Raw genomic sequence first — 13,052 nt, 5'->3', positions numbered from 1 at the left:
GGTGGTGATGGTTGGTTTGGCTGTGTATCTGGCCGCGAATGTGTCGATGGGGGTGAAGTGATGGGTAAACACACACCAGAACCGTGGGTTATTTCTGGGGCCTGTGTGGCCGCTGAAAGCGACCAATTGAACAACGGATTTTATGTGGCCATTTGCAAGGGCCAAGACCAACGTGAAAACGCCCGCCGCATCGCAGCCTGCGTGAATGCCTGTGAAGGTATGAGCAACGAGGAGCTCGAAGGCGGAATTTTGCTTGGCGTCATGGAAAAACGCATTGCAACGCTTGAGAAGCGGCGAGACGAGCTTTCCAGTTTGCTGCTCGAGGCTCAGCGTTATGTGCGCTATCGCCTTGAGTATACGGAGTGCGATGCCCGTATCGTGATGGGGTTGATTGCTGATATTGACGCTGCAATCGCAAAGGCCAAAGGCGGTGCCGCATGAACATGACTGCACTGACCAATCCGGTGATGAGCAGCATCGAGATCGCCGAGCTGACCGGAAAGCGCCACGACAACGTGATGGCCGATATCCGCCGGATGCTGGTGGAAATTCAATCTCCTGAAAAGTCAGGAGATTATCAGGATGGCCGTGGCCGCACCCAGCCGTGCATGTTGCTGGACAAGGAGGAGACCATCTGTCTGATCTCCGGCTACAGCGCCGTACTGCGCATCCGCATCATTCGCCGCTGGCAGGAGTTGGAGCAGCAGGCCAACCGTCCAGCGATGATGATCCCCCAGACGTTGCCGGAGGCGCTGCGCCTGGCTGCCGAGCTGGCCGAGCAGAAGATGGAGCTGGAGCGCAAGGTGGCGCTGGATGCCCCGGCCGTGGCGTTTGCGAAGCAGATCGCCAGCGTGGAGAAGGGGATTACCCTGTCTGCATTCGCCAAGACAGTTGGCCTTGGCCCCACCAAGCTGTTCGCCATGCTGCGCGAGCGCAAGATCCTGATGAGTTGCCGCGGTGAGCGCTGGAACCTGCCGATGCAGGAGTTTGTGGATCGCGGCTACTTCGCCACCCGGGAGAGCAGCTTTGATTCGAACGGGGAGAAGCGGATCAGCTTTACCCCGCTGATCACCGGCAAGGGCCAGCAGTGGCTGGTGGAGCGGTTTATCCGTGAAGGCGTACTGCGCGGGGTGGCGGCATGAAATTTTATACAGCTATGGTTGTTGCCGCTCTTAACCTGAATTCAAGATGCCTTTATGAGTGGCAATCAAGCCAAGTTATTGAGCCGTTCTACCAATACAGAGCGCCAGATCCGCGAAATGATTGCGTAGCGTCATCAAAGCGCAAAGCAACCCGCCGGAAAAACAAATCAAAGCGGGGAGGGAGGTAATGACTAACAACCTCGCCCAACTCCCCGAGCACGACCGCCAGCGCATCGAGCTGGAAAAGCAGGCTCATCTGCTGTTCTGGCGCCGTCGCCGCAACGATATCAGCCGGCAGGATGTGATCGACGCCATCGAGGCGGTGGATGAGCAGCACCGCGAGTGGTTCCGCCAGTTGATGAACCAGATCCGGAGTGCCGCCTCGTGACCACCAACGCTGTTTTTGTTGAGGCTATGGGGCTGGCACTGGTGCAGCTGGGTGAAAACCTGGCTGCCACCAAGCACCATCTGGCTGGGCATCCGGTGCGGCTGGTGCGCGACCATAGCGCCGATCTGCTGCGCCAGTTCCCCGAGCTGGTGGCCGCTCTGGCCTGTGCAGAGGTGGTGAATGCCGCCGGTGGGGAGTTGCTGACCGCCAATGCCGGTCACTGCGTGATCGGCCATGACTGCGCCGGTGAGTCGGTCACTGCCGAGGTGGATGGAGTTCATCTGCCGCTGTGCTGGCACCACGACAACGAGCGCCACGATGGGCAGTTGCCGATCTCCCTTTCTGCGGTGTCTGAGTGGGTTGCCCGGGTGGTGCTGCAGAAGGTGGCTGGCTGGTGCGGGGTGTCGCAGGTCGATCTGGGTGTGCGGGACCTCTGTTGGTGGGCGACCGTCTACAAGGTGCAGCACTGCCTTCCTACCTCTGTGCTGCGCGATGCCTGCCGCTTGCCACCGCTGGAGCCTGAGCGGGTGCTGGTGCCAGGGCGCGGCTACAAGGAGACCGACACCCGCTATCGCGTCAACAAGGCCGATCTGCTGGCTGATGATCCGCTGGCCGATCTGCGCGCCCGCATCAAGGCCAAACCGGCCGTTCGCCATATCGACCCTGAACCCGCCGCCCTGTTTATGGGCAAGCCGAAGCGCAAGCGCTGGGAGTGCGAGCCCTATCTGGCCTTTGTGCGCCAGTTGCCTTGTGTGCTGACCGGCAGCCGCGATGGTGTGGAGGCGCACCACGTCGTGGGCCACGGCATGAGCGTGATGGGCAGCAAGGCCCACGACATTTTCACCTTTCCGCTCGCCCACCAGCCGCACATGGAGTTGCACCAGATGGGATGGAAGGCTTGGGAGGCAAAGAACGGATCGCAGCTGAAGCACGTTATCAACACACTGGAGCTCGCCTGCTCCTTGGGAGTGTTCAATGAAAAAGCCTGAGTCATTCACCGTCACGCTGCCGTGGCCACCTTCAACCAACCGGATCTGGCGCAATGTGGCGGTGAAGGGCAAGCCTAGAACCCTGCTCAGTGAGGAAGGCCGCCGGTTTCGCACCACGGCCGCGCAGATGTGCATGCTGGGCGGGGTCAATAACCGTCAGCTGGCCGGCCGCCTTGCGGTGTCGCTGGTTGCCTGCCCACCGGATCGCCGGGCGCGGGATCTCGATAACGTGCTCAAGGCCACGCTGGACGCACTGACCCATGCCGGGGTGTGGCTGGATGACAGCCAGATCGATCTATTGAGCGTGGAGCGCGCCCAGGTTGTGAAGGGTGGCGAACTGCGGGTGACCATTTCAGTGAAGGAGGCGGCATGATCCAGATGAGTGACCTTCCGGCAAGCGTTCAACCCATCGCGAAAGTGATCGGGGTGGTCAAGGCTGTTCACCTGATTGCCAACCTTCCACGGACTAAGGTGAAGAGCAAGCATCACAATTGTGTTGAAAGTCGCGTATCTCTTTACGTTCCTCATGAATTAACTGACGATCATCAGCTGGTTTCAATTCTCGGTAGTGATGATGCAAAGCGACTTTCAAGTGCGTTTGGAGGGGAAATACTTTACCCTGGCAACTGCATGAATATATATAGAAAACATCGCAACGAAAGAATAGCCAAGGCCATCATTGCTGGTGTTTCAATTCAAGAACTTGCACATAGATACAACCTTAGTGTCAAACAGGTATTAAACATTTCATGTAAAGAAGTGCCAGACCAGAAGAAAGCCAATGAAGAAGCTTCAATTGCTCTTATGTCTAATCACTTCAAAAAGGTGGCGGCAGTAATAGGTGCTGAAAAGGCATTTTTCGTGCTAAATGCCTTGCCAGCAAAGGCCCAGAGAGACAAGCGCAGACCAGCAGCTGTTCGCAACAGAAAAACTCTATGGATTCCAAAGCACTGCAATCTAAATAGCCAGCTTGTTAATCTTGTAGGAGTTAACGATGCGTGTAGGCTAATTCATGAGTTTGGTGGGCAAAGTCTTTATTTTTATAGCAACCCAGCTCCAGTAATAAAAAACAGAAATGATGCGATCTCTGTGATGATCGATAGCGGAGCGTCAACCAAATTAATTGCAGCTTCATTCCAACTTTCAGAACGTCAGGTTATATCAATAAGAAAAAAAGAAGTGCCAGACCAGAGAAAAGTAATAGAGGCAATTTGCAGCAAGGAAATAACCAAAGAGGCAGCGCCAAGAAATATTGTAAAAACTCCGAAGTGTAAGAGCACCGGAGCTATGCCAATGAAAAATAACATGGGGGCCCGCACTGTATGGGCCTAATCGAGCGGATCCTCACAAATGCCGAATGGGCTCTTGCTGGCCTTATCGGCGCATTGGTGGCCGTACCATTTCATGAGGAGCTGAGCACCTGGCGAGGGCGCTTGGTCTTCATCGGTTCTGGCGCGGCTTGTGCGTATTTCACCACCCCTTTGGCGATCAGCATGTACAACATCGACCCCGGCTTATCAGGCGGGGTCGGCTTTTTGCTGGGCGCGTTTGGTGGCTCGCTGCTGTCTGCCGGCCTGCGCACCATCAGGGGGCTGGATCTCATTGAGCTGGTGAAAGAGCGCTTCAGTCGAACAGGAGGCGGTCAATGATGTTCATCAACTCCATCGCCGTGACGGCCATTGTGCTGTGGGCCTTCTGGTGCTGGCTATCGCCAGATATCAACGATGGGCTCGTCGGCAAGGTGCTGTGTTTGTTGCTGATGCTGGCTGCGTTGGGGGTGTTGAGCAATCCCGGGCAGGATGCCGAGGTGCTGCTGAATCTATCTGTGGCCGCCTTGGCTATCCGCCATTGGTGGATGAAAACCTATTACCCACGGGTGCGGGACTTTGTGCTGAGCCATCTCAGGTGCAAGAACTGCCCCAATAAGCCGGAGTGATGCAATGAAGCTGGAAGAGGTATTGGAAACGGCCGTTGGGCCGGCACTGCTTGATCTTGATGGTCAGCCGAAACTTGCCAGTCCGGAGGCGGTGGTGATGTTGCTGGCGATAGGCCTGCAAGAGAGCCGATTTGAACATCGTCGCCAGATTGGCGGCCCTGCTCGTGGCTTCTGGCAGTTCGAGTGTGGCGGTGGTGTACGCGGCGTGATGACTCACTGCATGTCGCGCGACCACGCGATTCATTTGTGCGAGCTTCGCAATGTGAAGTTTGAGGCGCAAGCCATCTATGAAGCGCTGGAGCGTGATGATGTGCTGGCCGCCGGCTTCGCCCGCTTGTTGCTGTGGACTGATCGCAAGAGCCTGCCGCGCATCGGTGATGTTGATGCTGCATGGGATCTCTATTACCGCACTTGGCGCCCTGGTAAGCCGCACCGCAGCACCTGGAATGCGCTCTATGCCCAAGCCGTCGAAGCGGTCGGTAAATGGGTTGCCAAGGACTGACTATGAAAGAATTCGCCATTTTTATCATCGATCTACTGACTCCGCGATACATCACGGAGGATGTCGCCCTTGGGCTTCGTGATGACGGTTATTACCCGGTATGCAGCATGGCTGACATCGAGGAAGGAGAGTGTTTCGATGGTGTTGTTGCCATGCGCTCATTTACATGGTTTGGCGTTGCCTGGCCTTCGAAGTTAGTTGGCGAGGTTAGACCATGGGAATAGATGCGTTGCGCCGCCTTATCCCGATCCTATTAGGTATCGCCCTGATGCTCGCTATCGGTGTTTGCGGGTGGTGGTTGCATCACTCAGGGTATCAGTCAGGGGCTGATGCCAAAGATCTGGAATGGTCAGCCAAGTGGGATAAGCAGGCCGAACAGCAGGCGACAGCCAAGGCCAAGGCTGAGTTGAAGGCGAGGGAGGAGGAACAGCGCCGCCAAGCCTCAATCGACAAGGTGAGAGACGATGCAGAAAAACAGATTGCCCGGGCTGAGAGTGATGCTCTTGCTGCCCGCGATGCTGCTGACGGCGTGCTCGAGCAAGCCAAGCGATTGGCAGCCAGAGCAGGTAAGTGCCCCAGCAATCCCGCAGCTACCCAGTCAGGCGCGACAGCAGCAGAGCCCGGCGTGGTGCTCGCCGACGTGCTCGGCAGGGCTGACGCGAGAGCGGGGGAGCTGGCAGCGGCTTATGACCGCTCAAGAGCCGCAGGATTAGCCTGTGAACGGGCCTACGACGCGCTGCGCGCTGGGCGTGTGGAACCATGACTCTGCCACTCGTTTTCGGCTGGGTCCTTCCTCTGCCCCCCTCCCTTGCGGGGGCATTGACTCCGCGGTATTTGATATCTGCGTGGGCCGCCAGATAAGAATTTTTAATTATAACTAAAGCCTCGATAAGGGTTCGTTATGGCAGTCAAGAACGCCGGCCAGAATGTCAACAAGTCAGAGCTGTGCGTGATCATGGGGGTGAGCCCACCGACTGTTGACGGATGGGTGCGCAACGGCTGCCCGATCACTCAGAAAGGATCCCGCGGGGTTGCCGCCACCTTCAATACTGCCGATGTGATGAAGTGGCTGCGCGACAAAGCCAGGGATGAAGGCCGCGGCACGGCGCAGGCGTCAGAGGAAGAACTCAAGCTGCGCAAGTTGGCGGCGGAGGCTGAGAAAGCCGAGTTGGAGCTGGCGAAGGCAAAGGGTGAGGTCGCTCCCGTCCGTGAGTTTGAGCGGGCCACCGCGGCATTGATGGCGGTGATCCGGCAGAACGTGATGCAGGTGCCAGGCCGCGCCGTGATGCAGCTGATCGGCTGCAGCGATGAAACCGAGTTCAAAACCAAGCTGAGAGCAGAGCTGGTGCTGGCGCTGGAGACAGCGGCAGAAGATGACCAACTGCTCGATGATGATGAGGAGCAAGACGGGGACGATGACTAAGGCGCACCAGTTCAGCAATCCGGTTGCTGTTGCCGAGGCGCTGCGCCGTGCGACGGTAAACCTGATCCCACCTGCGGATGTGCTGCCAAGCGTCTGGGCAGAGGATAACGTCCGCATCCCGGTCGGTAACGCCAAGCCAGGCCCGATCCGGTTTGATAACGCCCCACCACAGCGCGGGATGATCGATGTCATCAAGCAACCCGGGATCCGCCGCGTCACCTACAAGCTCGGCGCCCAGATGGGCAAGACCACCATTCAGCAGTGCATCGCGGCTTACTTCATCAAGCACGAGCCGAAATCCCAGATCTTTGCCCAACCCTCGCAGGGCGACATCCAGACATTTCAGGAGACCAAGCTGCGCCCGATGCTGGACGCCAACCCTGAGCTTTCCAGCGTCATGGCCAAGCAGCGCGGGCGGGAAGGGGTCAACAACAGCAGGATGATCTCCTATATCGGAGGCTGGCTGATGTTCTGCTGGTCAGGCTCACCGAAAACAGCCCGCGGCCGCTCTGCCCCGGTGATCCATCAGGACGAGATCGACGGCTATGACCCGCTGCCAGAGGGTGATTTCAGTGAACTGCTGGCCCAGCGGGCGGCATCGTTCGGGGATGAAGCGCTGAGAACCGAGTCCAGCACCCCAACCATTGAAGGCTCGAGCCGGATCTCCATCGCCTACGAAGAGGGGGATCAGCGCCGTTTCTATGTGCCGTGCCCGCACTGCGGCCACGCCCAGGTGTTGAAGTGGGAAAACGTCACCTGGCAAGGTCGCCTGTCAACCGGCATTGATGATGCAGAGGAGGATATCGGCAAGGAGCACCTGCCGGAGACGGCTGGCTATGCCTGCGAGGGATGCGGCGCGATCTGGACTGATGGCGAGCGCATCGCCTCGATCCGGGATGCAGAGAAGAACGGGGGAGGGTGGCGCGCCGCTAAACCATTCAGGGGGCATGCCTCATTCCACGGCCCCGAGATGCTGAGCACCTTCCGCAAGATGCGGGATATCGTCCAGTCCTACCTCGACAAGCTGGCGGTGGGTGATATGCAATCCTTCGTCAACGTCTCGCTGGCAGAGGTCTATGCCGAGAAGGGAGAGAAGGCTGATCCGTCCGGGCTGCAACTGCGCGCAGAAGAGTACCGCGCCGATGTGCCGATGGGCGGCCTGTACCTGACCGCTGGTATCGATATGCAGATGGACCGCCTCGAGTGCGAAATTGTGGCATGGGGCGAGGCAGATGAAAGCTGGTCTATCGCTTACTACGTGCTGTGGGGTGACCCACTGCAGCAGGATGTATGGGACGATCTGGATGATGTGCTGGCCGGCACCTATCAGCACGAATCCGGAGCGATAATGTCGATCAGCTCGGCTTGTCTTGATACTGGTGGTACCAACGGCATGACCCAGGCGGCCTATGACTACGCCAAGGGCAAGACGGGCCGCCGCCTGTTCGCCATCAAGGGGATCCCTGGATGGGGCCGCCCCATCGTTGAAAAGCCGCAGCGCAAGCAGTCAGGCAAGAACTCCCGCAAGGTCGATCTGTTCAGGGTTGGTGTAGATGAAGGAAAGCTGATTGTGATGCGCCGACTGGCCGCCACGGTCGGCGCTGGGGAGAGAACCAGCGGCCCCGGATACTGCCACACCCCGACAGATCGTGATGCCGAGTGGTACAAGCAGATCACCGCCGAAAAACTGGTCACCAAGTATGTGAAGGGACAGCCATACAGGGAGTGGCACAAACCGGATCGCGCTCGCAACGAGGCGCTTGACTGTCGGGTGTATGCCTATGCGGCGCTCAAGATCATGAACCCGTCATTCAAGCGGCTGGCCGAGCGTTTCGCCAATCCTGATGAAGACGCGGCGCCAACCCATAAAACAGCCGCCAAACGGCCAGCGCAGGGCGGCCACATCAAGCCGGAAGGACCAAAGGAAATCCCCCAAGAGGAAGCAAAACCCCCGCAAACCCAGACTAAACCCACGATCAAGCGCTCCAAATCCGTCTCGGGGCGCAATAAAGGCGGATGGGTGAGGGGCTGGTGAGCTGCAATTTTCCTGCAAAAATCGGAGCCGGGTTAACGTTTAACCTGTTGCTGACATTAACCGCATACCCTGCTCCCGCGTGGAGCGTCTTTGTATCCATGCGCGGCCCCGGTGCAATGACCATTACCGCCACATCGGAAGGGGCGCAGCATCGCTTTCGCGCCGAAGTCACCGAAACAGCGGGCTGGGTGCCCGGTGATTACTGGTACACCCTGCGCGCCGTTGATGCCGCGACCAGTGAAATGGTCGAGGTGGAGTGCGGGCAAGTCACCATCACCCCGGATCTGATCAATGCCCCTGTTGGTTTTGATGGTCGGACGCCAAACCAGATCGCCCTCGATGCCATCGAGGCGGTGATCGCCCAGCGGGCCACGCTGGATCAGGAACGGTACCGCATCAACAACCGCGAGCTATATCGCACCTCAATCCCCGATCTGCTCAAGCTGCGCGACCACTATGTTCGACTGGTCAAGCGTGAGCAGGATCTCGCCTGCGGCCGCAACCCGTTTGGCAACACCGTCAGAGTGAGGCTCCGCTGATGTTCGCATGGTTCAAGCGTAAATTCGCCAAAAGCGAAGCTGCCTCGGCACAGCAAGAGCGCCACTTTATGCGCAACCGCACCGGCGCCCGCATGTTTGCCGCAGCCCGGCAAGACCGGCTCGGTACCGCATGGGGTGGCACCCCGCTCACCGCCGATGAAATTGTTGATCGCAATCAGGTTGTGCTGGTGGCCCGATCCCGCGAGCAGTCAGCCAACAACGATTACGGCCGCTCCTTCCTGCGCATGTGCCGGCAAAACATCGTTGGCCCGAAAGGGGTAATGCTGCAAGCCCAGAGCATGACAGCCCGCGGCAAGCTCGACAACGCCGCCAACCAGGCGATCGAAGATGGTTGGCTGGAGTGGGGCAAGCGCAAGAACTGCGATGTGACCGGCCGCCGCTCATGGCGCGCCATTCAGAACAACTGCATCACCAGTGCCGCCAAAGATGGCGAGTTTATGGTGCGGCTGGTGTTTGGTGCCGATGGAGGGCCGTGGGGATTTTCCCTGCAAGTGCTTGATCCGCAGCGCTGCCCGATCAACCTCAACGACCAGCGCCCGCGCACTGGCGCCTTTATCCGGCAAGGGATCGAGTTCAACCGATACGGCCGACCGCTGGCCTACTACTTCACCACCACCGACGAGAGCGAGGCCGGTTACCACTGGGGCGGTAAAAGCTATGTGCGGATCCCGGCGGAAGAGATTATTCACGGTTTTCTCGAGGACATGGTTGGCCAGAAGCGCGGCCTGCCGTGGATGGCAACCGCTCTGTTCCGCATGCGCCAGCTCGGCGCCATGGAAGAGGCGGCCATCATCAAGGCCCGCACCGGCGCCAACCAGATGGGCTTTATCGAGTGGGACGAGAACACCGGCCCAGAGAATGACGAAGATGAAGAGCTGACCATCGACAGCGAGCCAGGCGAATGGAGAGTGCTGCCGTCCGGTGCCCGCGTCAAAGAGAGTAACCCGCAATACCCTACCGGTGAATACGCCCCCTTCTACAAGCAAGCCCTGCGCGGCATGGCCGCCGGATTCGGGGTGCTTTACAACAACCTCGCCAGTGATCTGGAAGGGGTGAACTTCTCAAGCATCAGGCAGGGCACCCTCGATGAGCGGGAGCACTGGAAGGATCTGCAGGAGTGGCTGATCGAAAGCCTGATCGAACCGGTTTTCGAGGCATGGCTTCCCCGTGCGCTGCTGGCTGGTTTGATCAAGGTCAAAGGCAAACCGTTGCCAGCCGAGCGCCTTGATCAGTATCGGGTGGTGGAGTGGCAAGCCCGCCGCTGGCAGTGGATCGACCCGCGCGCCGATGTGAACTCCGCCGTCGAGGCCAAGAACAACATGTTGACCAGCCCGGGCAAGATTATCCGCGAGCAGGGTCAAGACCCGCAAACCGTCTGGCAAGAGTCGGCCCGCGATGTCGCCGCGATGATCGAGGCCTACAAATCGGAAGGGATCGACGAAGCCACCGCCAAAGAACTGGTATTGCTCTCCATGGGCAGGCCACAACCGAAAGTTGCACCAACACCATCAGCTGATAAGGCCGAAGCATGAAAAAAACAGCACAAGAGCGCATGGCTCAGCGCCTGAAAGAGATTCAAAGCCGTGGTGCCTTATACCGCGAAGCAACCGTGGTCAGCATCGACAAGGAGGCGCGCACCGTTGAGCTGTCTTTCAGCAGCGAAACAGAGGGTGTTGAGCGCTGGTTTGGTATCGAGATCCTTGGTCATGAAGCTGGCGAATGCGACCTGACCCGCCTCAACAACAAGGCCCCTCTGCTCTGGATGCACGACTGGGACGATCAGCGCGGCGTGATCGAGCAGGGGACAGCCCGTATCGACAAAGACAAGAAGGGGCGCTGCAAGGTTCGGTTCAGCCGCTCAGAAGACGGCGAAAAGCTATTTCAGGATGTAGCTGATGACATCGTCACCAAGGTATCGGTTGGCTACTTCGTTAATGGCCTGCGCCTTATTGAAGAGCGTGATGGCGTCGATGTGTTCCGGGTGTCATGGACTCCCTATGAAGTGAGCCTTGTTTCTGTCGCCGCAGATGATGACGTTGGCGTGGGCCGCTCACTGGAAATCCCCCAAGAGGATGGGAAACGGCGCATTGGTGAAACTGCAATCACTGAAAGTGGCGCGACCGCTAAAGACTCAACTACTGAGGAAGTCAGAAAGATGGAAAAAACACTGCGTGACGGCAAGGGCAATCTGGTACGCGCCCTGGTTGATGCCGAAGGCAAGATCCTCGAGGTGCTCGAGGTACTGGAAGAGGCTGGCGCAGATGTTCGTGCGGCCCAAAACAACGCGGCCAAGGCCGAGCGCGAGCGTACCGCATCCATTTTGCAGATGGGTACCCAATACGACTGCCGTGAACTGGCCGAAAAAGCCGTTGCCGCAGGCGATACCGTAGACGCTTTCCGCGCCGCGGTGCTGGATCACATCAACACCCGCGGTGCCAAGAAGCCGGCAGGCCAACCGGCCCAGCCTTCCCAGCGCTCCGGCACTCCGCTTTCCGAGATGCCCAGCGCCGATATCGGCCTGACCGATCAGGAAGTGTGCAACTACTCCATCTTCCGTGCAGTGCGCGCCCTGCAACCCAATGCAACCCGGGCTGACCGCGACGCGGCTGCATTCGAACTCGAATGTTCCGAGGCCGCCCAGCGTCAACTCGGCAAGACCGCCCAGGGCATTCTGATCCCGCAGGACGTACTGAATTCCCGCGCCTTCAATGCTGGCGGTGCAGCCAATACCCCGGCTGGTGCGCAGTCAGGCCAGAATCTGGTTGATACCACCTTTATGGGTGGCAGCTTTATCGAGATGCTGCGCAACCGCACCACCATCATGCGCCTGGCCACCACCATGGGCGGTTTGGTCGGCAACGTGGATATCCCCCGTCAAACCGGTGGCGCTACCGCCTACTGGCTTGGTGAAGGTGAAGATGCGCAAGAAGGTACCCCGACCATCGGTCAGCTCGAGCTGTCTCCCAAGACCTTGGGCGCCTACACCGATATCACCCGCCGTCTGCTGATGCAGTCCAGCATGGATGCCGAAGGCATCGTGCGCCGTGATCTGGTCAATGCCATGGCGCAGGCCATCGACTACGCCGGTTACTACGGCAGCGGCGCTGGCAACCAGCCGCGCGGCATCAAGAACTACACCGGGATCAACGCCGTTGACTTTGCTGCGCTGTGGCCTACCTATGCCGAGCTGGTGGCGATGGAATCCGAGATCGCGGCAGACAACGCCGATATCGGCCAGATGGGTTACATCGGTAACGCCCGTTTCCGCGGCAACTGCAAGTCAACTGCCAAGTTTGGCACCGGTACCGAAGCGACCATCTGGGAGCCTGGTAACACCGTCAACGGCTACCAATGCGAGATCAGCAACCAGATCGCTCAAGGCGATGTGTTCTTCGGCAACTTCGCCGACATGCTGATCGGTATGTGGGGCGGTCTGGATCTGACCGTTGACCCGTACAGCCTGAGCAAATCCGGCGGCCTGCGCATCGTGGTATTCCAGGACGTTGACTTTGTCCTGCGCCGTGTGGAGTCGTTCTGCTGGGGCAGCCAGAACGTCGCGTAATTAAGGGGTGGCCGCCTTCCATTCGATAGGGCGGCCCTCTTACATCCAAGAGGGTGACCGGATGAAAAGTTATGTATTGAAGCTGACCTGTGCGATCGCCATCGATGGCCAGATCCACAAGCCTGGTTCACTGGTGGAAGTGAGCGAAGCGGAAGCCAAGAACTTCCTCCATCGCGGCAAGGCAGTATTGGCCACCGAAGAAGATGGCGTGGAGCTGCAGGAAGAGCAGACCGGCAATGATTACTCCAGCTGGACCAAACCTGCACTGCTCGAGTATGCCAAGCAGCGCGGTCTGGAAGTGGCCAGCGGCATGGCCAAGGATCAGATCATCGGTGTTATTGAGGCGGCTCCCGCTGCTGGTGATGACACCGATAAGAAAGAGGGCGAGTAAATGCGCGGTGTAACCCGAATCGTACTGGCCGTTTCGGCCTCCATCACTGCCACCGGTAACGGAGTGGCGGTCAACGTCAGTGATTTTCAAGGTCTGTGCCAGATCATTATGAACTCTGGCCCCA

17 protein-coding genes are annotated in these 13,052 nt (G+C 58.7%); all 17 read left to right on the top strand.

All coding sequences use genetic code 11. From position 1 onward, the window contains the following. Nucleotides 1-60: 60 nt before the first annotated feature. Nucleotides 61-441, top strand: coding sequence for a hypothetical protein (locus tag AACR93_RS21445; RefSeq protein ID WP_043851886.1), 381 nt, complete (start codon nt 61-63; stop codon nt 439-441). Beyond that, nucleotides 438-1,142 (top strand): phage antirepressor KilAC domain-containing protein, encoded by a 705-nt coding sequence (locus AACR93_RS21440; RefSeq protein WP_052497103.1) that lies wholly within the window; start codon nt 438-440, stop codon nt 1,140-1,142. Before AACR93_RS21445 ends, AACR93_RS21440 begins: the two co-directional genes overlap by 4 nt. Before the next feature lie 187 nt (nt 1,143-1,329). Continuing rightward, nucleotides 1,330-1,530 carry a DUF3283 family protein gene (locus tag AACR93_RS21435; protein ID WP_043851885.1) on the top strand — a complete coding sequence of 67 codons (201 nt, stop codon included), beginning with the start codon at nt 1,330-1,332 and terminating at the stop codon, nt 1,528-1,530. Further along, nucleotides 1,527-2,519, top strand: coding sequence for a DUF968 domain-containing protein (locus tag AACR93_RS21430; RefSeq protein WP_231556997.1), 993 nt, complete (start codon nt 1,527-1,529; stop codon nt 2,517-2,519). The genes AACR93_RS21435 and AACR93_RS21430 overlap by 4 nt, the downstream gene beginning before the upstream one ends. Next, nucleotides 2,506-2,892 carry a RusA family crossover junction endodeoxyribonuclease gene (locus AACR93_RS21425; RefSeq protein WP_043851884.1) on the top strand — a complete coding sequence of 129 codons (387 nt, stop codon included), beginning with the start codon at nt 2,506-2,508 and terminating at the stop codon, nt 2,890-2,892. The genes AACR93_RS21430 and AACR93_RS21425 overlap by 14 nt, the downstream gene beginning before the upstream one ends. After that, on the top strand, nt 2,889-3,851 hold the full coding sequence (locus AACR93_RS21420) for a Mor transcription activator family protein (protein ID WP_052497102.1): 963 nt from the start codon (nt 2,889-2,891) through the stop codon (nt 3,849-3,851). Before AACR93_RS21425 ends, AACR93_RS21420 begins: the two co-directional genes overlap by 4 nt. After that, nucleotides 3,842-4,168: a hypothetical protein gene (locus tag AACR93_RS21415; protein ID WP_043851883.1), complete on the top strand. Its 327-nt coding sequence runs from the start codon at nt 3,842-3,844 to the stop codon at nt 4,166-4,168. The genes AACR93_RS21420 and AACR93_RS21415 overlap by 10 nt, the downstream gene beginning before the upstream one ends. Then, the gene (locus AACR93_RS21410; protein WP_043851882.1) at nt 4,165-4,455 is read left to right on the top strand and encodes a hypothetical protein; all 291 of its coding nucleotides are present in this window, start codon (nt 4,165-4,167) and stop codon (nt 4,453-4,455) included. The genes AACR93_RS21415 and AACR93_RS21410 overlap by 4 nt, the downstream gene beginning before the upstream one ends. Before the next feature lie 4 nt (nt 4,456-4,459). Beyond that, complete coding sequence (locus AACR93_RS21405; protein WP_043851881.1) at nt 4,460-4,957, top strand: hypothetical protein; 498 nt, start codon at nt 4,460-4,462, stop codon at nt 4,955-4,957. A 2-nt stretch (nt 4,958-4,959) separates the two neighbouring features. Next, the gene (locus tag AACR93_RS21400) at nt 4,960-5,181 is read left to right on the top strand and encodes a hypothetical protein (RefSeq protein WP_052497101.1); all 222 of its coding nucleotides are present in this window, start codon (nt 4,960-4,962) and stop codon (nt 5,179-5,181) included. Further along, nucleotides 5,172-5,720 (top strand): DUF2514 domain-containing protein, encoded by a 549-nt coding sequence (locus AACR93_RS21395; protein ID WP_043851879.1) that lies wholly within the window; start codon nt 5,172-5,174, stop codon nt 5,718-5,720. Before AACR93_RS21400 ends, AACR93_RS21395 begins: the two co-directional genes overlap by 10 nt. Before the next feature lie 138 nt (nt 5,721-5,858). Beyond that, on the top strand, nt 5,859-6,380 hold the full coding sequence (locus tag AACR93_RS21390) for a terminase small subunit (RefSeq protein WP_043851878.1): 522 nt from the start codon (nt 5,859-5,861) through the stop codon (nt 6,378-6,380). Then, nucleotides 6,373-8,415, top strand: coding sequence for a phage terminase large subunit family protein (locus AACR93_RS21385; protein ID WP_052497100.1), 2,043 nt, complete (start codon nt 6,373-6,375; stop codon nt 8,413-8,415). Before AACR93_RS21390 ends, AACR93_RS21385 begins: the two co-directional genes overlap by 8 nt. Nucleotides 8,416-8,531: 116 nt before the next feature. After that, nucleotides 8,532-8,954 (top strand): hypothetical protein, encoded by a 423-nt coding sequence (locus tag AACR93_RS21380; protein ID WP_052497099.1) that lies wholly within the window; start codon nt 8,532-8,534, stop codon nt 8,952-8,954. Continuing rightward, on the top strand, nt 8,954-10,507 hold the full coding sequence (locus tag AACR93_RS21375) for a phage portal protein (RefSeq protein WP_082044169.1): 1,554 nt from the start codon (nt 8,954-8,956) through the stop codon (nt 10,505-10,507). Before AACR93_RS21380 ends, AACR93_RS21375 begins: the two co-directional genes overlap by 1 nt. After that, nucleotides 10,504-12,537 (top strand): phage major capsid protein, encoded by a 2,034-nt coding sequence (locus tag AACR93_RS21370; protein WP_082044168.1) that lies wholly within the window; start codon nt 10,504-10,506, stop codon nt 12,535-12,537. The genes AACR93_RS21375 and AACR93_RS21370 overlap by 4 nt, the downstream gene beginning before the upstream one ends. 61 nt (nt 12,538-12,598) lie before the next feature. Further along, nucleotides 12,599-12,928, top strand: coding sequence for a hypothetical protein (locus AACR93_RS21365; protein ID WP_043851875.1), 330 nt, complete (start codon nt 12,599-12,601; stop codon nt 12,926-12,928). Nucleotides 12,929-13,052 lie beyond the last annotated feature (124 nt).

Origin of the sequence: Aeromonas sp. L_1B5_3 (assembly GCF_963866575.1) — a bacterium.
Classification (GTDB): domain Bacteria; phylum Pseudomonadota; class Gammaproteobacteria; order Enterobacterales; family Aeromonadaceae; genus Aeromonas; species Aeromonas jandaei.
Note: the sequence above shows the minus strand (reverse complement) of the source record. Positions and strands in the feature narration are given on the sequence as shown.

Bases quoted from the DNA above. Each gene is read 5' to 3' on its own strand.
- AACR93_RS21445 (WP_043851886.1), top strand. From the start codon at position 61: ATGGGTAAACACACACCAGAACCGTGGGTTATTTCTGGGGCCTGTGTG.
- AACR93_RS21375 (WP_082044169.1), top strand. From the start codon at position 8,954: ATGTTCGCATGGTTCAAGCGTAAATTCGCCAAAAGCGAAGCTGCCTCG.
- AACR93_RS21420 (WP_052497102.1), top strand. From the start codon at position 2,889: ATGATCCAGATGAGTGACCTTCCGGCAAGCGTTCAACCCATCGCGAAA.
- AACR93_RS21370 (WP_082044168.1), top strand. From the start codon at position 10,504: ATGAAAAAAACAGCACAAGAGCGCATGGCTCAGCGCCTGAAAGAGATT.
- AACR93_RS21405 (WP_043851881.1), top strand. From the start codon at position 4,460: ATGAAGCTGGAAGAGGTATTGGAAACGGCCGTTGGGCCGGCACTGCTT.
- AACR93_RS21425 (WP_043851884.1), top strand. From the start codon at position 2,506: ATGAAAAAGCCTGAGTCATTCACCGTCACGCTGCCGTGGCCACCTTCA.
- AACR93_RS21415 (WP_043851883.1), top strand. From the start codon at position 3,842: ATGGGCCTAATCGAGCGGATCCTCACAAATGCCGAATGGGCTCTTGCT.
- AACR93_RS21400 (WP_052497101.1), top strand. From the start codon at position 4,960: ATGAAAGAATTCGCCATTTTTATCATCGATCTACTGACTCCGCGATAC.
- AACR93_RS21440 (WP_052497103.1), top strand. From the start codon at position 438: ATGAACATGACTGCACTGACCAATCCGGTGATGAGCAGCATCGAGATC.
- AACR93_RS21395 (WP_043851879.1), top strand. From the start codon at position 5,172: ATGGGAATAGATGCGTTGCGCCGCCTTATCCCGATCCTATTAGGTATC.
- AACR93_RS21380 (WP_052497099.1), top strand. From the start codon at position 8,532: ATGACCATTACCGCCACATCGGAAGGGGCGCAGCATCGCTTTCGCGCC.
- AACR93_RS21390 (WP_043851878.1), top strand. From the start codon at position 5,859: ATGGCAGTCAAGAACGCCGGCCAGAATGTCAACAAGTCAGAGCTGTGC.
- AACR93_RS21385 (WP_052497100.1), top strand. From the start codon at position 6,373: ATGACTAAGGCGCACCAGTTCAGCAATCCGGTTGCTGTTGCCGAGGCG.
- AACR93_RS21410 (WP_043851882.1), top strand. From the start codon at position 4,165: ATGATGTTCATCAACTCCATCGCCGTGACGGCCATTGTGCTGTGGGCC.
- AACR93_RS21365 (WP_043851875.1), top strand. From the start codon at position 12,599: ATGAAAAGTTATGTATTGAAGCTGACCTGTGCGATCGCCATCGATGGC.
- AACR93_RS21435 (WP_043851885.1), top strand. From the start codon at position 1,330: ATGACTAACAACCTCGCCCAACTCCCCGAGCACGACCGCCAGCGCATC.